This window comes from Streptoalloteichus hindustanus (assembly GCF_900129375.1).
Lineage (GTDB): Bacteria > Actinomycetota > Actinomycetes > Mycobacteriales > Pseudonocardiaceae > Streptoalloteichus > Streptoalloteichus hindustanus.
Genome location: NZ_FQVN01000003.1, coordinates 507,206 through 526,963, shown reverse-complemented (window position 1 = coordinate 526,963; position 19,758 = coordinate 507,206). Strand labels below are relative to the sequence as shown.

Genomic DNA, 19,758 nt, shown 5'->3' with positions numbered 1-19,758 from the left:
ACAGCACTGGGAGCGTGTGCGGGCATGTCTCACATCGGCGGGGACGACCGGGTCCTGCTCCGCGACCGGGCGCTGACCGCGATCCGCGACGCGATCGTCGACGGGACCCTGCCGCCGGGCGAGCTGATCAGGGACGTCGACCTGGCCGAACACCTCGGGCTGTCCAGGACCCCGGTGCGGGAGGCCCTCGCGCGGCTGGCCGACGAGGGGTTGGTCGAGAGCAAACCGCACAGCTACACGCGGGTGACCCCGCTGGCGGGCGGCGCCGCGCGGGACGCGCAGGTCGTCGTCCAGGCCATGCACGGGCTCGCCGTGCGGGCGGCCGTGCCCCGGCTGACCGCGGGTGATCTCGTGGCGATGCGGGAGGCGAACGCGGAGTTCGCGGCGGCGCTGGAGGCCGGCGACGTCCTCGCGGCGCAACGGGCGGACGAGACCTTCCACGGGGTGGCCGTCACCGTCTGCGGCAACGCGGCGGTGGCGGCCACCATCGACCGGTACACGCCGTCGTTGCGCCGGCTCGTCCTGCTGCGCTTCTCCTCCGTGCTGGGCGGGGAGTCGGTGCGGGCGCACGACGACATCGTGTCCGCGTGCCAGGAACGGGACGCCGAGCGCGCCGGCCGTCTGGTGGAGCGGAACTGGGCCACGCTCGGGGCGTTGCTGGCCGACAGCGCCGTCCACGCCTGGGAGTGCTGACGGCGGCCCGCCGCGCGCCTCAGCGCTCCCGCGCGGCCTGGTTCCGAAAGGTGATCATCCGGTCGGGTTCGATCCGGGCCCAGGGCAGGGCGCTCATCCAGCTGTCCCACGCCGCGCGGCCGTACACCCCGACCAGGAACGATTCCAGGCCGTCGTCCTGCGCCGGGAACACCTCGCGGGCCCTGCCGTGGACCGTGATCTGCAACCGCTCCCCGTCGATGACCGAGGCGGAGACGGCGGGGCGGGCCCGGACGTGGCGGAACCGCAGGGAGTTGGCTCCCGAGCCGAAGTGGAGGCGCCCCCGGTAGAACAGGCCGTCGACCGGGCCGACCCGGGGCTCGCCCGTGGCCGTGGTGGTGGCGAGCGCCATCACGCGCATCGCCCCCATCTCGCTGACCGCGCCCGCGGCGTCGAGACGACGTTCCGGAGTGATGACCGAGCGGAGAGGGGAGCCCGCCGCGGCGTACGAGTCGTCGAGCAGGCGCTGCAACCACTCCAGGTCCTCGGGGGTTTCGTGCACCCGGTCAGCGTGGCAGAACGACAAATGATCACGGGCACCGAACTGGGACCCGCCCTCGGCGGCGCGCCCGGCGTCGCGCGCCGAAGGCGGGTCCCGTCATTCACGGTCCACTGTGGACAGTCTGGTTCCTTCGCCAGGAGAGGCGGGCGCGTCCCTCAACCCTCCACAGTGGAGGGACGCGCCCTTCGGTCAGTCCTGTCCCCGCGCGGCCCGCCGGCGGCGGAACAGGATCAGGGCACCGGCGCCCAGGGTCAGCACAGCCGCCCCGCCGACGGTCAGCGGGAACACGTCGGACGACGAACCGCCCGCGGCCTGCTCCTTGTCCGCGAGCGCCGCCGCCACGGCGGCCTGGTCGACGCCGTGGGCCTGGTGGCCGCCGCCGTGCCCGGCGTGGACGCCGCTCTTCGTCTGCTCCTCGATCTCCCTGGCGAACGCGGGGTTCACCTCGGCCGGCGCCGGGACCACGGCCCCGTCCCCGCCGAACTCCACGTCGGAGCAGGAGTAGAACGCCTCCGCGCTGTCCGAGCGCTGCCAGACCGCGTAGATCAGGTGCCGGCCGGACTTGCCCTCGGGGATCTGGCCCTTCAGTCGGTACATGCCGTTCTGCACCCGAGGGTTGCGGACGGTGAGGAACGGCTTGGCCTCCAGGTCCGACCACTTCAGCGGCTGGGTGGGGTCGTAGCCGTCCCGCGTCACGTACAGCTCGAAGGTGCCGGGGTGGGGCGCGGTGGCCCGGTAGTTGTAGGTGAACGGCCCGGACTGCGGCAGGGTGGTCGCCGGCCAGTCGGCGCGGGCCTGGTCGATCCCGCGGTACTTCGCCCGTCCGGCGCTGCACAGCTGGCCGTCCGGGATGATCTGGCGGTGGCGGCCGCCCGCGTTGCCGATGTTGACCTCGTGCCAGTCGTAGAACGGCTGGGTGCCGCCCATCCGGATGGCCTCCTTGCAGGCCTCGGACTTCGGCTCCTCGGGGCCCTCGTTGCGGCAGAGGAACGAGCGGCTGATCGGGTTCTCCATCGAGCCGTGCGCGGCGGCGGTCCCGGCCGACAGGAACGACAGCAGGACCGGAACGCTGGCGAGGACGGCAAGGGTCGCCGTCGTGCGTCGCTTCGTCACGGGAAACTCCCAGTGTGCGATTGCAGGGGACGGCGGCGGATCATGTTCCATTATGCGTGCCGGAGCAAGGATGGCGACCCGCTGACCCGGGAATTCCGCTGGCGGGAGCACAGCTGTTCCGCCATCTGGTCTAGACCAGTTTGGGATGGCGGTGTCGGCGGGGGTTGCGGCCATGGTCGGGTTATTCGACCGTTATTGAGAAAACGGGCGCGTACTTCCCTGCTCACGGGGGTTGTCAGGGAGGGGTGGAGAACGTAGGGTTACCGCCCCGTTATTCCCTGGAGGTGGGCTGACACGACGGAAATCTGTCCACTCCCACCGGCCGTGCCGACGGCTTCGTGACAACCTCGACGCGCCGCGGGAAGTCGTGCGCGGGACATCGGACTCAGGCTCGTAGGCGAAGGCCTTTGGGGGTGGCCCGGAATCCGACGTCCCGCAACACGTCGGCCAGGTGCGAGGCGAGGGCGCCCTCCCCGTCGGCGCGCTCCACGGCGAGCTGGTCCAGCCAGCCCGACCGCACCGCGCGGGCCAACGCCTCCGCGCCGGCCCGCAGCGCGTCCCCGTCCTCGGTGAACGACAGCAGCGACCGGCCGCCGCGTTCCACGTACAACGCCGGCACCCCGTCGACGAGCGCGACCAACGCGCCGGCCTTGCGGCCCGGCCGGTGTTTCGTCGCCCCCACGGGCTCCGGCCACGACAGCGCCGCGCCGTACGGCTGCGCCGGATCGGCCGCCGCCAGCAACACGGTCTCCGCGCCCTCGCGCGGGCCGTCCCCCTGGGCGCGCGACACCGCCCGCAGTCGGTCCACCGCGCCGCGCACCGCGAACTGCGCCGCGCCCAGCCCCTCCACCACGTACCCGCGCACGATCTGCCCGGACTCCTCCATCGCCCGGAGCACGCGGTAGATCCCGCTGAAACCGCCGCTGACCCGCTCGGTGTCCAGCGCCCCGCGCGTCAACACCCCGTGCCGCTCCAGGAAAGCCTCGGCGCGGGCGTGGGCGCGTCGGGTCGGATCGGTCTCCCTGGCGGGAACCAGCGACCAGCGCCCGGCGACGGTCGGTGGGCCGGTGCGACTGGGCATCGACGGACGGGGCGCCCGCAGACGGGCGTACCGACCGCGCGGAGCGGCCCGGCGCGGCTTGTGCGCCGCGCCGCGCCCGGACACCAGCGCCCGCACCGGGGCCAACGTGTCGTTGGTGACCAGACCGCCCCAGACCAGGTCCCAGATCGCGGTGATCAGCCCCTCGTCGTCCGGCGACGGCTCGCCCGCCGCGAGCAGCGCCGCGCCCGCCCGGTCGGCCAGCTCGCGGAAGAACAGCGCGCCACCCTCCAAAGTGGACAGAACGGCGCGGTGGAGCGGCGTGTCCGGCGTCGCCGCCGCGGACTCCTCGGGATCGGGCAGCAGCAGGTCGGCCAGGTCGGTCGGGGCGAGCGCGACCCAGCCGTCCCCGCCGGCCAGCGCCCCGCACCCGGTCCACGTCACCTCGCCGGCGGCGGTCAGCTCGTCCAGCATCGCGGGGGAGTAACCGGGCAGCCGGGACGGCAGGACCAGCGACTCCACCGCGCTCGCCGGCAGCGGCGCTCCGGCGAGCTGCTCGACCACGGCGAGCACGTCGTCGACCGTGGCCGTCGAGCGCGGCCCGCCGCGACCGCGGGCCATGCCGTGCCAGGAGGGCAGGAACCGGCCCAGCGCGGCCGGCTCCACCGGCTCCACCTCGGCCCGCAGCCGCGCCAGCGACGCCCGCCGCAGCCGGCGCAGCACCTCCGCGTCGCAGTACTCGGTGTGCGTGCCGCCGGGCCGCAACTCGCCCCGCACCAGCCGGCCGACGCCGGTCAGCCGCTCCAGCACCGAGGTCACCACGGCGATCCCGAGCCCGAACCGCGCGGCGGGGTCGGCCGGGGCGAACGGGCCGTGCGTCCGGGCGTAGCGGACCAACAGGTCGGCCAGCGGGTCGGGGACCGGCTCGGTGAACGCCTCGGGCACCCCCACCGGCAACGCCACGCCGAGCGCGTCCCGCACCCGGCCGGCGTCCTCGATCGCGATCCACCGCTGCTCACCGGCGATCCGCACCCGGATCGCCCGCCGCGTCGCCTCCAGCTCGGCCAACCACTCCGCCGACACGCCCCGGGCCTCAGCCTCCACAGTGGACAGATCGCCGAGGAAGCGCAGCAGGTCCGCCGCGTCCTCGACGTCGCGCGCCCGCCGGTCCGGGGTCAGCCGCAGCAACCCGGCCTCGACCTCGGCCAGCACCTCGGGGTCGAGCAGCTCCCGGATGGCCTCCGCGCCCAGCAACTCGGCCAACAACGCCGAGTCCAGCGACAGCGCCGCCGCCCTCCGCTCCGCCAGCGGCGCGTCCGTCTCGTACAGGAACATGCCCACGTAGCCGAACAGCAGACTGCGCGCGAACGGCGACGGCGCGGGCGTCTCCACCTCGACCACCCGCACCCGCCGCGCCCGCACGTCCGACATCAGCTCGCGCAGCCCCGGCAGGTCGTAGACGTCCTGGAGGCACTCGCGCATCGCCTCCAGCACCACCGGGAACTGCTCGTACTGGGCGGCCACCGACAACAACTGCGCCGCGCGCTGCCGTTGCTGCCACAGCGGCGTGCGCCGCTTCGGGTCGCGCCGGGGCAGCAACAGCGACCGCGCCGCGCACTCCCGGAACCGCGCCGCGAACAACGCCGAGCCGCCGACCTCCGCGACCACGACCTGCTCGACCTCGTCCGGCTCCAGCAGCACGTCCTCCGCCGTCGGGAGCACGTCCGCGCCCAGCTCGTCCAGGGCGTCCGGCAGCCGCACCACGATGCCGTCGTCCGAGTGCGCCACGTGCGCGTCCACGCCGCGCCGCTCGCGCAGCCGCGCGCCGATCGCCAACGCCCACGGCGCGTTCACCGGCGCGCCGAACGGGGAGTGCACGACCAGCCGCCAGTCGCCCAGCTCGTCCCGGAACCGCTCCACGACCACCGTGCGGTCGTCGGGCACGTGCCGCGTCGCCGCGCGCTGCTCCGCCAGGTAGCCGAGCAGGTTGTCGCACGCCCACTCGTCCAGCCCGGCCAGCCCGGCCCGCTCGCGCGCGGCCCGATCGTCCATTGTGGACATCTCGCGGACGAACCGGCCCAGCGCCCTGCCGAGCTCCAGCGGACGGCCGGGGGAGTCGCCGCGCCAGAACGGCATCCGCGCCGGCTGGCCCGGCGCCGGCGTCACCACGACCCGGTCGTGCGTGATGTCCTCCACCCGCCACGCCGAGGTGCCCAGCAGGAACGTGTCGCCGACCCGCGACTCGTAGACCATCTCCTCGTCCAGCTCGCCGACCCGGGACCCCGACGAGCCGTCCTCCCCGCCCGGCGTGACCACCGTGAACAGGCCGCGGTCCGGGATCGTGCCGCCGGAGGTCACCGCCAACCGCTGCGCGCCGGACCGGCCCCGCAGCTCCTGCGTCACCCGGTCCCACGTGATCCGCGCGCGCAGCTCCCCGAACTCCTCGCTCGGATACCGCCCGGCGAGCATGTCCAGCACCGCGTGCAGCGCCGAGTCCGGCAGGGACGCGAACGGCGCGGCGCGGCGGACCACCCCCGCCAGCTCGTCGACCGCCCACGGCTCCAACGCCACCATCGCGACGATCTGCTGCGCCAGCACGTCCAACGGGTTGCGCGGGTACCGCACCGCCTCGATGGCGCCGCCGGTCATCCGCTCGGCCACCACCGCGCACGCCACCAGGTCGCCCCGGAACTTCGGGAACACCACGCCCCGGGACACCGCGCCCACCTGGTGCCCGGCCCGGCCGACCCGTTGCAGCCCCGACGCCACGCTCGGCGGCGCCTCCACCTGCACCACCAGGTCCACCGCGCCCATGTCGATGCCCAGCTCCAGTGACGAGGTCGCCACGACGCACGGCAGCCGCCCGGACTTCAGCTCCTCCTCCACCGCGCTGCGCTGCTCCCGGGACATCGAGCCGTGGTGCGCCTTGGCGATCACCGGGGTGGTGCCCGTCGTCGTGCCCGACTGCCCGACCGCCTCGGCGGGGAACCGCTCCCGCGCCCGGTCGCCCCCGGCGACGGCGTTGTCCACGGCGCCGTCCAGGTCCCCGGCGAGCTCGGCCTCCTCCAGCGCCAGCTCGTTGAGCCGGGAGGTCATCCGCTCCGCCAGCCGCCGCGAGTTGGCGAAGACGATCGTCGACCGGTGCTCGCGCACCAGCGCCAGCACCCGCTGCTCCACGGCCGGCCAGATCGAGGTGCGCCGCTCGCCGCCGGCGGCCGAGCCGGTGACCTCCCCGGTCGGCTCGCCGAGGCTCGCCATGTCCTCGACCGGGACCTCGACCCGGACCTCCACCGTCTTGTGCGGCGCGGGCTGCACCACGCGCACCGGCCGGCCGCCGGCCAGGAACGCGCTGACCTCCTCCACCGGGCGCACCGTGGCCGACAGGCCGATGCGCTGCGCGGGCCGGGAGAGCAGCGCGTCCAGCCGCTCCAGCGAGAGCGCGAGATGCGCGCCCCGCTTGCTCCCGGCGACCGCGTGCACCTCGTCGACGATGACCGTCTCCACCCCGCGCAGCGACTCGCGCGCCGCCGAGGTCAGGATCAGGAACAGCGACTCCGGCGTCGTGACCAGCACGTCCGGCGGGGTGCGGGCGAACGCCCTCCGGTCCTCGGCCGGGGTGTCGCCGGTGCGCATCCCGACCCTGACCTGGGGCTCCGGCAGCCCGAGCCGGTGCGCGGCCTGCCGGATGCCGGCCAGCGGAGCGCGCAGGTTCCGCTCCACGTCCACCGCGAGCGCCTTCAACGGGGACACGTAGAGCACCCGGCACCGCCGCTTCGGCTCCGCCGGCGGCCCCTCGTGCGCCAGCCGGTCCAGCGCCCACAGGAACGCCGCGAGGGTCTTGCCCGAGCCGGTCGGGGCGACGACCAGGGCGTGCTCACCCGCCGCGACGGCCGCCCACGCCCCGACCTGCGCGTCGGTCGGCGCCGCGAACGCCCCGGCGAACCACGCCCGGGTCGCCGGCGAGAACGCGGCCAACACCTCGTCCCTGCTGGTCACGTCCCCATCCTCACCCAGGGCACCGACAACCACCCGCCCCCGCCGTCGCGGCGATCTCCTCCGTCCCGCCCCGCTGACCGGGCGTGACGTGGCAGCATCACTGCCCAGCAGCACTGCGCGACGCGGGGACACCGGGACCGGCGTGGCGACGGCGACGAGGGGAGAGCGGTGCGCGTCCTTTCGGTGGATCTGGGCACGTCCAACACCGTGGCGGTGTTGTCCGCCCACGGCCTTCCACCCCGGGTGATCGAGGTGGACGGCGCGGCGACCATGCCGTCGGCGGTGTTCGCCGCCGAGGACGGCACGCTGGTGGTCGGCAGGGACGCCGAGAGACGCGCCCGGCTCGACCCGGCGCGCTTCGAGCCCAACCCCAAGCGCCGGGTCGACGAGGGCAGCCTCCTGCTCGGCGACACGATCGTGCCGGTCAACGAGGCGCTGGCCGCCGTGCTGGCCAGGGTGGCCGAGGAGACCGCGCGCCAGCTCGGCGGCGCGGCCCCCGACGAGGTGCGGCTGACCCACCCGGCGCAGTGGGGGCCGGTGCGCCGCAACGTCCTGCTGGGCGCGGCGCGGCTGGCCGGCCTCGGCCCCAACCTCGTGCTCGTGCCGGAGCCGGTCGCGGCGGCGGCGCACTTCGCCTCCTTCCCCGACCGCTCGCTGGCGCCCGGCCAGGCCCTGGCCGTCTACGACCTGGGCGCGGGCACGTTCGACTGCGCGGTCGTCGGCGCGACGCAGAACGGCTTCGTCGTGCTCGCCGAGGACGGCCTGCCCGACCTCGGCGGCCTCGACGTCGACCAGGCGCTGCTGGAGCACGTCGGCCGGCAGGTGTCCCAGCGCGACCCGGCTGGCTGGCAGCGGCTGCTGCGCCCGGTCTCCACCGGCGACCGCCGCGCCCAGCGCGCGTTGCGGGAGGACGTCAAGGCCGGCAAGGAGGCGCTGTCCCGGCACCCGCAGACCGAGGTCCCGCTGCCGGAGCCGTTCGACGACGTGCTGGTGACCAGGCCCGAGCTGGAGGGGCTGATCCGGCCCAGCCTGCTGCGCAGCGTCGAGCTGCTGGCCGCCACCATCCGCTCCACCGGCATGACCCCGCAGTCCCTGGCCGGCATCTACCTGGTCGGCGGCTCCAGCCGCATCCCGCTGATCGCCACCCTGATCGCCGAACAGCTCCGCGTCGTGCCGAGCAGCCTGGACCAGCCGGAGACCGGCGTCGCGCTGGGCGCGCACCACGTGCCGCAGGACGGCACCAGCATGCGCACCCAGGACCTGTCGCAGATGACCCGCACCGGCCCGCCCACCGGCGGTTTCCCGGCCCAGGCGGCGACCCCGACCGCTCCCGGCCCCGCCAGCGGCGGCTTCCCCGCCGCCGGCTACCCGGCCGGCACCTCCCAGCAGGTGTCGGCCGCCGCGATCGCCGCCGCCACCCCGGCCCACGGCATCCCCGGCGCGAACCAGCCCTACCAGGGTTCCTACGGCACGCCGCCGATGAGCCCGACGCCCGCCAGGAAGTCGCGGCGCAAGCCGATCCTGATCGGCCTGGCCGGACTGCTGGTGGCGGCGATCGCCACGATCACCGGCGTCTACGTCGCCAACGGGTCGAGCCTCCCCACGGCCCAGGAGTGCCAGAAGCCGGGCGACAAGGACGAGAAGGGCTTCACCCCCTGCCTGCGCCAGCTCGCCGGCAAGGTCGCGGACGGCAACTGCTCGTCCGGCCTGGAGTACGGCGACCTGGTCAAGTTCACCGGCGTCGCCGTCACCTGCCAGGTCAAGGGCGCCGACGGCGTCGGCTACACCGTCGTCTACTCCCACTTCGAGTCGATGGAACTCGCCGAGCAGACGGCGGACACGGTCCTGGGCATGACCAAGGGCAACCGCGTCGAGGCCGACTGGGCCGGCAACGGCCTGCGCGGCCACTACCGCTCCGCCATGGGCACCGTCGGCGTGACGGTCTTCACCGTGAAGGACCGCCCGCTCGTCGGCTACCTCATCGGCGTGAAGGCGGGCCAGGGCACCCTGAACGCCGACTCCATGTCCGACTTCTTCGAGAAGAACGTCCAACCCGGCACCTGACCCCAGAACCCCGACGCCGACGACAGCCGTGCGCAGATTCCGCACCTGCCTACGGCTGTCGCCCTCCGGTCACACAGCCCGAGCAGTCGTTAGCGGTTCGGAACCCCAAGTGCGGCGCGAAACGCCGGGAGGTTCCGATCCTGCCTCCTGCTCATGGCCCTTGTCGTGACGGGTCAGGGGCCGAGGTCGGCGCGCAGTCGCTCCCACGGCACGCTGCCCTGTCGAGGGCGTCCGGCGCGTTGGACCTCGTCGGTGGTGGCCAGCATCCTCCGGACTGCGCCGGGGTCCTGGTTGGCCAGCAGCGCCATGCGTCGCCACGTCCGCAGCACGTGGCGCAGCTGGTCCAGGCGCAGAGACCGACGCGCGTCGGCGAGGGCGGCCTCACAGGCCGAGTCGAAGTCCGCCACTTGCTCGGGTACGAGCGCGGCGCGGATGGCCGCCGGTGAGCTGTACCTCGCCGCGGCCGTGGCGTCACCTGCCCATTGGACCGCTGGTTCGAGTCCCTCCGGGTCCCCGGCTGCGGGGACAGGGTGTTCCGGCTCGGGGTGCGGGGCCGCCACGCCGAACACGGTAGGGCCAATCTCCGACAGGAGCCGGCCCTGGAAGGTGCCCACGAGGTGATGTGGTTCCGGGTGAGAAGCCTGAGCACCTGAGGGTGGTCGCAGTACTGGCTTGCGTGTGCCGGTAACGAGTTACGCGAAAAACGAAATGTTTTGACTTTCGCGTAACGCGAAACTGTATGCCTCACGCCGGTCGAGGACCGCGAGTCACGCCCTGAGGCTGCTCCTGTGGGACGGACACGTCGTGCTGGAGCCCGTGGTCGGGGGGTTTCGTCATCAACTTCGCGGTACTTTGCGTTAGCTTTGCGGTGGAAGCGCCGGCCCGTCGGGGCCGGCGAGGACCGCGATCGAGAGGGATCGACCGTGGGACACTGGCCCGCACGCGAGCCAGGGAGGTGACGCTGGTGTCCGCTGCTACCGAACTCCAGCACCCCATCGGCCCGCATACGGTCGAGGAGTGGCGCAACGCCGAGCATCCGAGCGACGGCGGTCGCCTTGAGTTGATCTGGGGCTATTTCCACGTGTCTCCACCACCAGGCGGTCCTCACCAGTACGCCACCGGCGCTCTTTACCGGGCTTTGTGGGACGCGGTGCGTGCCGCTGGGCGGAAGGATCTGCACCCGGTCCTCGCGGTTGGCGTGGAGATCACGACGGCGCTCCGCACCGCGCTGATTCCGGACGTGGCCGTGCTCAATCGTCCGCCGACCGAGGTCAGCTATCCGGCTGAGGCCCTCGAACTGGTCGTGGAGGTCTGGAGTCCCGGCAACACGTCCAGGGAGCGGGAGACCAAGGTGGCTGCCTATGCGGCGGCTGGGGTGCCGTACCTGTGGACCGTGGAGCAGCGCGTGCGGGGTCGGATGGAGTACCGGGCGTACGAGCTGGTGGGCGGGGTCCACAAGGAGCGGGTGTGCGGGGCCGGGGATGACGTCCTGGTCGATGTGCCTGGTCCCGTGGCGCTCACGCTGGTCTGTGCCGATCTCGATCCGGAGCGTTGAGACGGCGTTTCATAAGGCCAGCTACGGAACGCATTGGTAGGCGACCCGGACGAGTGGGGCGTGCGACGATCGGGCGGTGATCGCGACGCCACCCCCCGAGACAGCCACCGCAAATGACGTCCGCCAGGTCCAGCGACGCGTTCTCGGAGCGTTGACGGTCACGCAGGTGCTTGGCGGGGCCGGCATGGCGACCGGCGTCGCGATCAGCACGCTGATCGCCGCGTCGCTGTCCGGGTCCGAGGCCGTGGGCGGGATCGCGCAGACGTGCGCCGTGCTCGGCGCGGGGGTGCTCGCGGTGCCGATGGCCCGGCTGGCCGCCCGCAGAGGTCGCCGGCCCGCCCTGCTGCTCGGTTACGGCACCGGCATGGTGGGCGCGGCGTTGGCGGCGGTCGCGGTGGCGCTCGGGTCGTGGCCCCTGTTGTTGGCGGCGCTGGTGTTGTTCGGCGGCGGGTCCACCGCCAACCTGGCCGCCAGGTACGCGGCCACCGACCTCGCCGAGCCGACGCGTCGCGCCCGCGCGTTGTCCGCGGTGGTGTGGTGCACGACGATCGGCGCGGTGGCCGGGCCGAACCTCGCGGACCCGGCGAGCCAGCTCGCCACGGCGTTGGGCGTGCCCGCCGGCGTAGGCCCGTTCCTGCTCGGCGTGGTGGCCTTCGGGCTCGCCGCGCTGGGGATCGCGGTCGGCCTGCGCCCGGACCCGCTGGTGCTCGCCCGCACGATGGAGGCGGAACCGGCGGCGAGCACGTCGGGCTCCGGAGGGCAGGTCGAGCGGGGCGGCGTGTGGCGGATGCTGAGCGGGTCGGCGCGGCTCGGGATGGTCGGCATCATGGTCTGCCACACCACGATGGTGGGTCTGATGTCGATGACCCCGGTGCACATGGGTCACGGCGGGGCCTCGCTGCGGATCGTCGGCGTCGTCATCAGCCTGCACATCGCGGGCATGTACGCGGCGAGCCCGCTGTTCGGCTGGCTCGCCGACCGGCTGGGCCGGGTGTGGGTGCTCGCCCTCGGCGCGGCCCTGACCGTGGCGTCGGCCGGGATCGCCGGCATGGCCCCCGCGCACGACGCGCCGCAGCTGGCCGTGGGCCTGGTGCTGCTCGGGCTGGGCTGGTCCGCCGGGCTGGTGGCCGGGTCGGCCCTGCTGACCGAGTCGGTGCCGCTGGCCCGGCGCCCCGCCGTGCAGGGGTTGAGCGACCTCGTGATGAACGTGGGTGGGGCGGTCGGCGGGCTGGCCGCCGGCGTGCTGGTGACCGCCGCGTCCTACGCGGTGCTGGGGCTCGTCGTCGGGTTCGTGGCGCTGCCCCTGCTCGTGGTGTGCGTGGCCCACGCGGCGCGCCGCGCGGAGTGAGTCCCGCGGGTTGCGGGAGCGGCAAAAAATGTCAGAAGAATTTCTGTGTGAATCGCCACGGCCCTCGGTGGACAGTGTTTCGTTGAGAAATAGATGTCAAGGGGTGGAACGGGCGCACCAGCGCGGCTGTTCGGATGACTGATGCCGGTTCCCGGCCCCGGACGTCTTTCCGTTGTATTTCCTCCCGCACGCCGGTCCCGCGCGGCGCGCGCTTGCCGGACCAGCGGCGACGTCGGCACGATCATGGTCACGAACGGTGCCGGCGCATTGGGGGTCTCGTGCGAGCAGGTTCTTCGTGGAGCCCGTGCCCCGGCGCGGCCGAGGAGGAACTGGGCCCTTTCGTGGCCCGGGTGTTCGCTTCGCTGTCCCGGTCCGACCAACGCCGGCGCGCGGAACGCTATGTGCGGGGTCTGCTCACGGTTCCCGGCCGCAAGTCGCTGCGGCGGATCGCCGGGGCGGACCTGACCGAGCCGGTCCTCCAGTCGTTGCAGCAGTTCGTCAACCAGAGCCCGTGGGACTGGCGGCCGGTCCGGCGCCGGCTGGCCGAGCACGTGGCCGAGGCGCTCCGGCCCGCCGCGTGGCTGTTGGCGGAGACGGTGATCCCGAAGAGCGGTCGCCACTCGGTGGGCGTGGCCCGGCGGTTCGTCCCGGCCCTGGGCCGGACGGTGAACTGCCAGCTCGGCATGGGGGTGTTCCTCGCCTCTCCCCGGGCGGCGATCCCGGTGGACTGGCGCCTGCTGCTCGCCGAGCCCTGGGGCAGCGACGCCACGCTGCGGCGCAGGGTGGGGTTACCGGAGGACGAGCGCGTGCGCGAGGACTGGGAGGTCGCGCTCGACCTCGTCGACGAGCTGCGCGCCCGACGCCTGGGCGAGCCCGTCCCGGTGCTGGCGGACGCCACCGGCGTGCGCGACCCGGCCCCGCTGCTCCTCGGCCTCGCCGCGCGCGGACTGCCCGCGCTGGTGGAGGTGGACGACAGGGTGGCGGTGGTCGACGCCAGGCACCTCGCGGCGGTCGAGCCGGTCCGGCCCGGTCAGGCGGGTCCCGAGGGTGCGCGGCCAGTCGCCGTGGGCCAGCTCGGGCGGGCGCGGGCGCCGCTGGCCCGGCGCACCCGGCTCGGCGTGGTGCCCGTCCAGCTCGTCGGGGCCTGCCGTCGCCCCGCGGCGGGCGCGCACCCCTTCCACGTGGTCGTCGAGCCGGGTGAGGACGGCGGGCGGCGCTGGATCGCCACCCCCGCGTTGCCGGCCGCCGACGCGCCCGCGCTGGTCCGGCTCCGCGACCGGGCGCTGGTCGACGTCGCCGCGGTGCGCGACGACTTCGGGCTGTGCGACTTCGAGGGCCGGTCGTTCCGGGGCTGGCACCACCACGCCACGCTGGTGTCCGCCGCCCACGCCTTCGCCGTCACCGCGTGGCGGGGGGAACTCGCCACCGCGCTGATCCCCGAGCTGACCGCCGTGCCGGCCGTCGAGGAGTCGGGCTGAGCGCCCTCACTTCCTGCGCTGCTGCCACCACCAGCGCAGCCCGACCACGACCGAGGCCACCAACCCCGCGACGATGACGATCTGCCCCAACGGGGAGGACAGACCGGTCGGGTCGGCCGAGTCCGTCATGTCGAACAGCGATGTCACACCGATCACACCCCGAGGTTACTGGGGCGCGCGGGGGAGCAGGACGCGCCGCGTAGCCTGGTCCCCGATGCGCAACACCGTTTTCCGCAGGCTGATGGCCGACGAGTTCGGCGAGATCCGGGCCGAGACGATCGCCCGCGACCACGTGTTGTCCTCCCTCGGCGGGCGCACGGTGGAGGAGGCGCTGGAGGCCGGGCAGGAGCCCAAGCAGGTCTGGCTGGCCATCTGCGACGCCTTCGAGGTCCCGTTCGAACGCCGGTAGGGCCGCCCGTGACCCTGCTCCGTCCCTGACCGGACACGGGTGCGCGACCGACACCCGTCGGTCGCGCACCCGTCCCCGTGCGGGTCAGTAGTAGGGGTTGTTCGCCGCGCCGGGCACCTCGGCGTTCTTGCGCCGGTAGGCGTCGGCCCTGGCCTCCCGGGCCCGGCGGGCCCGTTCGGCGCGCACCGTGAGCTCCTGCTCCGGGGTCGCCTTGCCCTCGGCCACGGCCAGCTCGGCCCTGGCCAGCTCGTCGATCTCGGCCAGCCGCCGGCGGTCGGCGGCCAGCTCGGCGCTGTGGTCGGCGTCCGGCGCCTCGTGGTGCCGGTACCGGACGAAGGGGTTGTCCTCGCCCAGGCCGCCGGTGACCCGGCCGTAGAGCCCGAGGAACGCCAGCAGCATGCCGGCGACCAGGCTGAACACCACGTTCTGGATCTTGAACGCCAGGATGTTGAACGACGAGTTGAGCACCGCCAGGTTGAGCAGCCCCGAGGCGAAGAACAACACGCCGATCACGGTCGTGGTGGTGGAGGCGGCGGCGCCGCCCCGCAGCGCGGCGATCACCAGGATCACCCCCACGATGATCGAGATGACCGCCAGCAGCCCGTTCGTCGCCAGCCCGAAGATCTCCACGCCGTTGGTGGTGATGAACGGCAGCCCCCGGACGAGGCCGAGCACGCCGAACACCGCCAGCCCGACGCCGAAGAGCACGGCGCCCCCGCGGTAGATCCGGCTCAGCGGGTGGTCCGGTGGCAGGTAGGGGTCGAGTTTCATGCGCACCTCCTCGCCGTGGGCGTGCGTCTCTCACACGGTCGAGTGTGCGCCTCGACGCGCGTCGCCGCCCTGGTCGTCGCACCCACGTGATGGGGCATCGGACGGGGGATACCCCGTCCGGGCGAGTTCCGATCTCGAACACGTGTTCGTTAGGGTGGCGGCGTCCTCCCCACCTGGGTGATTGCCGCCGTCGCCGGCGCACCGACCCCGGGAATGTCGGTGCCACGTCGTAGCGTCGGCCCCGACAGACGAACGACACACACGTTCGGCAGCACGACAGCAGCGCAAGCAGCACCGCGACAACACCACTACTTCGGGCCGCCCTTCGCGGGAGCCGGGAACTCCCCCGGACCCCGAACCGCGCGGCCCCAAGCGACCGAGGTGAGACTTCCCATGGCACCCGCACCCGACAGGGACAAGGCGCTCGAGCTGGCGCTGGCCCAGATCGAGAAGAACTTCGGCAAGGGGTCGGTGATGCGCCTCGGCGACGAGGGGCGCGCGCCGATCGAGGTGATCCCCACCGGCTCCATCTCGTTGGACGTCGCGCTCGGCATCGGCGGCCTGCCGCGCGGCCGGGTGGTCGAGATCTACGGCCCGGAGTCCTCCGGTAAGACCACGGTGGCGCTGCACGCGGTGGCCAACGCGCAGCGCGCCGGCGGCATCGCCGCGTTCATCGACGCCGAGCACGCGCTGGACCCCGAGTACGCCAAGGCGCTCGGCGTGGACACCGACGCGCTGCTGGTCTCCCAGCCGGACACCGGCGAGCAGGCGCTGGAGATCGCGGACATGCTGATCCGCTCCGGCGCGCTGGACATCATCGTCATCGACTCGGTGGCGGCGCTGGTGCCCCGCGCCGAGATCGAGGGCGAGATGGGCGACAGCCACGTCGGCCTCCAGGCCCGGCTGATGAGCCAGGCGCTGCGGAAGATCACCGGTGCGCTGAACGCCTCCAAGACCACCGCGGTCTTCATCAACCAGCTCCGCGAGAAGGTCGGCGTGATGTTCGGCAGCCCGGAGACGACCACCGGTGGTCGGGCGCTGAAGTTCTACGCCTCGGTCCGGCTGGACGTCCGCCGGATCGAGACCCTCAAGGACGGCACCGACCCGGTCGGCAACCGCACCCGGGTCAAGGTGGTCAAGAACAAGGTGGCCCCGCCGTTCAAGCAGGCCGAGTTCGACATCCTCTACGGCATGGGCATCAGCCGGGAGGGCTCGCTGCTGGACATGGGCGTCGAGCACGGCATCGTCCGCAAGTCCGGCGCCTGGTACACGTACGAGGGCGACCAGCTCGGCCAGGGCAAGGAGAACGCCCGCAAGTTCCTGCGGGAGAACCCGGACGTGGCCAACGAGATCGAGAAGCGGATCAAGGAGAAGCTCGGCATCGGGCCCCAGCTCGACGCCGAGAGCGACCCGGCGCCGGTCGACTTCTGACCGCCGTGACCGAGCGTGACCCGGCCGCCGGGAGGGGTGCCCGCCCCTCCCGGTCGGCCGCCGAACGCCACCAGCCCGAGGACCCGGAGGCCCGGGCGCGGGAGCTGTGCCTCCGCCTGCTCGCCGCCCGCCCGCGCACCCGGGCCGAGCTGCGCCGGGCGCTGGTGCGCAAGGCGGTCGACGAGGAGGTCGCCGAGCGGGTGCTGTCCCGGTTCGACGAGGTGGGGCTGATCGACGACGCCGCCTTCGCCGAGACCTGGGTGCGGTCCCGGCACACGTACCAGGGGCTGGGTCGCCGGGCGCTGACCGCCGAGCTGCGGCGCCGCGGCATCGCCGACGACGTGGTCGCCGCCGCCGTGTCCGAGGTGGACCCGGAGGCCGAGGAGGAGCGGGCCAGGGAGCTGGTGCGCCGCCGGCTGGGTTCGGTGCGGGGCAGGGACCAGGCGACCGCCGTCCGCCGGCTCGTCGGGATGCTCGCACGCAGGGGCTACGGCGAGGGGTTGGCCCTGCGGGTCGTGCGGGACGAGCTGCGCCGGGCCGGCGAGGAGACCGACCTGCTCGACGAGCTGTGAGCTCCCGCACAGCGCGGCGTCCCGCCGTCGTCATTCCGGTCGGGGAGCGGAAAACCGCTGGCTGCGGCCCTGGGAGCGGCACGTAGGGTGGTGCCTCGTGACTGGCTGGGGACTCGCGCGGGGCGCGCGGCACGTGGTCTGGGACTGGAACGGCACTCTGCTCGACGACAACCACGCGGTGCTGGAGGGCGTCAACGCCGTCTGCCGCTCCTACGGCCGCGAGCCGCTCACGCTCGACCAGTGGCGGGAGATGTTCAGCCGGCCGCTGCTGGCCTGCTACGAGCGGGTGCTCGACCGGTCGCTGACCCTGGAGGAGTGGGCCGACCTCGACCGGCGCTACCACGACACCTACCGCGGTCTGCTGTCCACCTGCGGCCTTGCGGCCGGTGTTCCCGACCATCTGCACGCGTGGTCGGCGGCGGGTGGGACGCAGTCCCTGCTGTCCATGTGGTTCCACGACGAGCTGGTGCCGCTGATCACCGAGATGGGGCTGGCCGAGCTGTTCGCCAGGGTCGACGGGCTCCGGGTCGACGTGGGCGGCGGCTCCAAGGCCGAGCACCTGGTGGAGCACCTGGACGCGCTGCGGCTCGACCCCGCCGACGTGGTCCTCATCGGTGACGTGGCCGACGACGCGCACGCCGCCCAGCAAGCCGGCGCGAGCTGCGTGCTGGTCAGCACGGGCATGATGAGCCGCTCCGCGCTGGAGGCGACCGGCGCGCCGGTCGCCGACTCGGTGGCCGAGGCGATGGCCCTGGTCCAGGGCGCGCGGGCCGCCTGACCCCGGCAGGCCGGGGTCAGGCGGTGCGGTTGCTCGCCGCCGTGGACCACTACGCTGCGCTCGGCCACCCGCTGTCGCTCGGCGCCTCGCACAAGATCTTTCTCGGAAGTCTTCCGGCCCGGACAGGCACGAGCGGGGATCGGCCAGCCTGGTGGCGGCGGTGGTCGGGCGATGCGTGGATGCCGGGTGCACGACGTGCGGCCGGCGCACCAGGCCGCGGATCTCGTCGCGGCCGTGTCCCGCGCCGACGTCGAGAACTCCGATCATCAGCCAGCGCGGACGACGGACGCCTGACCTCGGCGGGACGAGGCGGAGCCACCCGGTCCACCCGGTCCACCCGGTCCGGCCGGGCGGCTCAGTCGAAGGCCACCATGAGGTAGTCCGCCACCGGGCGGAAGCCCAACCGCTGGTAGAGGCGGTTGCTCGTGGGGTTGGCCTGGTCGGCGAACAGCAGCACGTCCCTGGCGCCGGCCTCGCGCGTGGCCACGCTGGCCGCCGCCGTCACCGCGCCCGCGTAGCCGCGCCCCCGGAACTCCGGCGGGGTGTAGACCGGGCCGATCCGGGACGTCCCCGCCACCGGCCGGCTGACGGCGGCCATGGATCTGACCACCCCGTCCGCCTCCCACAGCAGGAGGCCCCCGTAACTGACCCGGTAGTCCACCGCGACCGCGGGGACGCTGTCCGGGTCGCCGATCTCCCTGGCGAACGCCTCGTACCAGGGCACCAGCAGCGAGCGGTCCGCCGGCCCGGCCCGTCGGGCGGCCCCCGGCGGCCCCGGCGTCGGCGGTGTGAGCTCACCCAGCCGGTACAGCCGCTCGCGCCGGATCTCGCGCGGCGCGCCGGCGATCTCGCTCTGACCGGCGGCGAACGCCCCGACCAGGCCCGCCTCGCCGTGGACCTCGCCGAACCGGTGGCCGAGGCCGGCCAGGACCCCCGGCAGGGCCCGGGCCGCCTCGGGGGGCATGTGGCTGAGCACCACGCCCCGCGGCGGGGTGTGGAGGAACGCGCCGACCACCGCGCCCCCGGCGGAGCGGCACCAGCCGAACAGCGGTTCGTCCGCCCCGAAGCTGTGCCGGCCCCGCTCGTGGAGAGTGGTCGCGACGGTCAGCAGCACCGTGTTCTCCACCGGCCGCTCCCGCAGGAACGCGTCGGCGTTCGCGACGTGTTCCCGCAGGTCAGAACTCGTGTGCCAGCCCATCCGCCCCCGCCGTCCGATGCTCACCGGGCGCCCGGGCCCCGCCCTGTGCCCGTACGACCCGGTCTCCACGATCTTCCCGTGTCGCGGGGGCACAGGGCCAGCGGCCGCGGACATCCTGGGGACGTCCCGGAGACATCCCGGCGGTCGGACGCGGGCGGGTCAGCGGAGGGCGGCGGCGTCCCTGGCGAGCGCCTCGATCCGGGACCAGTCGCCCTCGGCCAACGCGTCGGCCGGCGTCAGCCACGAGCCGCCGACGCAGCCCACGTTGGGCAGCGACAGGTAGGCGCCCGCCCTGGCCGGGGTGATGCCCCCGGTCGGGCAGAACCGCAGGCCGGGCAGCGGGCCGGCGATCGAGCGCAGGTACGGCACCCCGCCGGCCGCCTCGGCCGGGAAGAACTTCAGCGCCGTCAGCCCGCGCTCCGCGGCTCGCATGGCCTCGGACACCGTGGCCACCCCGGGCAGGAACGGCAGGCCGGTCTGCTCCATCGCGTCGAGCACCCGGTCGGTGGCGCCCGGCGAGATCAGGAACTTCGCCCCGGACTTGGCCGCCTGCTCGGCCTGCTCCCCGGTCGTCACCGTGCCGGCGCCGACCACCACGTCCGGGACCTCGGCGCCGATCCGCTCGATCGCGGCCAGCGCGGCCGGGGTGCGCAGGGTCACCTCGATCACCCGGATGCCGCCGCGCAGCAGGGCGCGGGCGAGGGGCACGGCGTGCGCGGCCTCGTCCAGCACGACGACGGGTACCACCGGTCCGAGGTCGAACAGCTCCTGCGGATTGTTCACGCGGTCACCT

General features: G+C 74.0%; 17 protein-coding genes. 9 read left to right on the top strand and 8 right to left on the bottom strand.

Annotation, left to right across the window (positions count from 1 at the left end; translation table 11 throughout):
• Positions 1 to 24: 24 nt before the first annotated feature.
• Positions 25 to 693: a GntR family transcriptional regulator gene (locus BUE43_RS11575; protein WP_073481982.1), complete on the top strand. Its 669-nt coding sequence runs from the start codon at positions 25 to 27 to the stop codon at positions 691 to 693.
• 19 nt (positions 694 to 712) lie between these two features.
• Here BUE43_RS11575 and BUE43_RS11570 read toward each other — a convergent pair whose 3' ends face one another.
• The 3 genes from BUE43_RS11570 to BUE43_RS11560 all read right to left on the bottom strand — a co-directional run bounded on the left by BUE43_RS11570 (position 713) and on the right by BUE43_RS11560 (position 7,361).
• A complete protein-coding gene (locus BUE43_RS11570) occupies positions 713 to 1,213 on the bottom strand; it encodes a pyridoxamine 5'-phosphate oxidase family protein (RefSeq protein WP_073481980.1) in 501 nt (166 codons plus the stop codon).
• Between the two features lie 189 nt (positions 1,214 to 1,402).
• The gene (locus tag BUE43_RS35080) at positions 1,403 to 2,326 is read right to left on the bottom strand and encodes a lytic polysaccharide monooxygenase auxiliary activity family 9 protein (RefSeq protein ID WP_073481977.1); all 924 of its coding nucleotides are present in this window, start codon (positions 2,324 to 2,326) and stop codon (positions 1,403 to 1,405) included.
• A gap of 385 nt (positions 2,327 to 2,711) precedes the next feature.
• On the bottom strand, positions 2,712 to 7,361 hold the full coding sequence (locus BUE43_RS11560; RefSeq protein WP_234995663.1) for an ATP-dependent helicase: 4,650 nt from the start codon (positions 7,359 to 7,361) through the stop codon (positions 2,712 to 2,714).
• Between the two features lie 168 nt (positions 7,362 to 7,529).
• On the opposite strand from BUE43_RS11560, the gene BUE43_RS11555 reads away from it, so the two are divergent.
• Positions 7,530 to 9,425: an Hsp70 family protein gene (locus BUE43_RS11555; protein ID WP_073481974.1), complete on the top strand. Its 1,896-nt coding sequence runs from the start codon at positions 7,530 to 7,532 to the stop codon at positions 9,423 to 9,425.
• A 173-nt stretch (positions 9,426 to 9,598) separates the two neighbouring features.
• On the opposite strand, the gene BUE43_RS35585 is transcribed toward BUE43_RS11555, so the two are convergent.
• Positions 9,599 to 9,985: a DUF6247 family protein gene (locus tag BUE43_RS35585; protein ID WP_268844422.1), complete on the bottom strand. Its 387-nt coding sequence runs from the start codon at positions 9,983 to 9,985 to the stop codon at positions 9,599 to 9,601.
• A gap of 395 nt (positions 9,986 to 10,380) precedes the next feature.
• Here BUE43_RS35585 and BUE43_RS11545 point away from each other — a divergent pair, with 395 nt between their 5' ends.
• The 3 genes from BUE43_RS11545 to BUE43_RS11535 all read left to right on the top strand — a co-directional run bounded on the left by BUE43_RS11545 (position 10,381) and on the right by BUE43_RS11535 (position 13,806).
• Positions 10,381 to 10,980 (top strand): Uma2 family endonuclease, encoded by a 600-nt coding sequence (locus BUE43_RS11545; RefSeq protein WP_073481971.1) that lies wholly within the window; start codon positions 10,381 to 10,383, stop codon positions 10,978 to 10,980.
• A 166-nt stretch (positions 10,981 to 11,146) separates the two neighbouring features.
• Entirely contained in the window at positions 11,147 to 12,328 is a 1,182-nt protein-coding gene (locus BUE43_RS11540; RefSeq protein WP_234995662.1) for an MFS transporter, read from the top strand.
• 278 nt (positions 12,329 to 12,606) lie between these two features.
• Positions 12,607 to 13,806, top strand: a complete 1,200-nt coding sequence (locus tag BUE43_RS11535) for an IS701 family transposase (RefSeq protein ID WP_456114868.1) — start codon at positions 12,607 to 12,609, stop codon at positions 13,804 to 13,806.
• A gap of 6 nt (positions 13,807 to 13,812) precedes the next feature.
• Here the strand turns inward: BUE43_RS11535 and BUE43_RS34150 are convergent, their stop codons facing one another.
• Positions 13,813 to 13,962 (bottom strand): hypothetical protein, encoded by a 150-nt coding sequence (locus BUE43_RS34150; protein ID WP_159447724.1) that lies wholly within the window; start codon positions 13,960 to 13,962, stop codon positions 13,813 to 13,815.
• Positions 13,963 to 14,020: 58 nt separating this feature from the next.
• Between BUE43_RS34150 and BUE43_RS11530 the strand changes: the two genes are divergently transcribed.
• Complete coding sequence (locus tag BUE43_RS11530) at positions 14,021 to 14,215, top strand: DUF3046 domain-containing protein (RefSeq protein ID WP_073481965.1); 195 nt, start codon at positions 14,021 to 14,023, stop codon at positions 14,213 to 14,215.
• Positions 14,216 to 14,299: 84 nt separating this feature from the next.
• On the opposite strand, the gene BUE43_RS11525 is transcribed toward BUE43_RS11530, so the two are convergent.
• Complete coding sequence (locus tag BUE43_RS11525; protein ID WP_073481962.1) at positions 14,300 to 14,986, bottom strand: DUF4383 domain-containing protein; 687 nt, start codon at positions 14,984 to 14,986, stop codon at positions 14,300 to 14,302.
• A gap of 393 nt (positions 14,987 to 15,379) precedes the next feature.
• Here BUE43_RS11525 and recA point away from each other — a divergent pair, with 393 nt between their 5' ends.
• The 3 genes from recA (at position 15,380) to BUE43_RS11510 (ending at position 17,767) form a co-directional block, all read left to right on the top strand.
• Positions 15,380 to 16,417 carry a recombinase RecA gene (gene recA, locus BUE43_RS11520; RefSeq protein WP_073481959.1) on the top strand — a complete coding sequence of 346 codons (1,038 nt, stop codon included), beginning with the start codon at positions 15,380 to 15,382 and terminating at the stop codon, positions 16,415 to 16,417.
• Between the two features lie 5 nt (positions 16,418 to 16,422).
• Positions 16,423 to 16,989 (top strand): regulatory protein RecX, encoded by a 567-nt coding sequence (locus BUE43_RS11515; RefSeq protein WP_083959570.1) that lies wholly within the window; start codon positions 16,423 to 16,425, stop codon positions 16,987 to 16,989.
• 97 nt (positions 16,990 to 17,086) lie between these two features.
• Complete coding sequence (locus BUE43_RS11510; protein WP_073481957.1) at positions 17,087 to 17,767, top strand: HAD family hydrolase; 681 nt, start codon at positions 17,087 to 17,089, stop codon at positions 17,765 to 17,767.
• A 355-nt stretch (positions 17,768 to 18,122) separates the two neighbouring features.
• On the opposite strand, the gene BUE43_RS11505 is transcribed toward BUE43_RS11510, so the two are convergent.
• Together BUE43_RS11505 and eda are read right to left on the bottom strand one after the other, a co-directional pair.
• Complete coding sequence (locus BUE43_RS11505; RefSeq protein ID WP_200797462.1) at positions 18,123 to 18,989, bottom strand: GNAT family N-acetyltransferase; 867 nt, start codon at positions 18,987 to 18,989, stop codon at positions 18,123 to 18,125.
• Between the two features lie 135 nt (positions 18,990 to 19,124).
• Positions 19,125 to 19,748, bottom strand: coding sequence for a bifunctional 4-hydroxy-2-oxoglutarate aldolase/2-dehydro-3-deoxy-phosphogluconate aldolase (eda, locus tag BUE43_RS11500; RefSeq protein WP_073481951.1), 624 nt, complete (start codon positions 19,746 to 19,748; stop codon positions 19,125 to 19,127).
• Positions 19,749 to 19,758: the final 10 nt, after the last annotated feature.

What these genes read in the sequence shown, in the direction of transcription:
- BUE43_RS11575 (WP_073481982.1), top strand. Translation starts at nt 25, where the DNA reads ATGTCTCACATCGGCGGGGACGACCGGGTCCTGCTCCGCGACCGGGCG.
- BUE43_RS11530 (WP_073481965.1), top strand. Translation starts at nt 14,021, where the DNA reads ATGCGCAACACCGTTTTCCGCAGGCTGATGGCCGACGAGTTCGGCGAG.
- BUE43_RS11525 (WP_073481962.1), bottom strand. Translation starts at nt 14,986, where the DNA reads ATGAAACTCGACCCCTACCTGCCACCGGACCACCCGCTGAGCCGGATC.
- recA (WP_073481959.1), top strand. Translation starts at nt 15,380, where the DNA reads ATGGCACCCGCACCCGACAGGGACAAGGCGCTCGAGCTGGCGCTGGCC.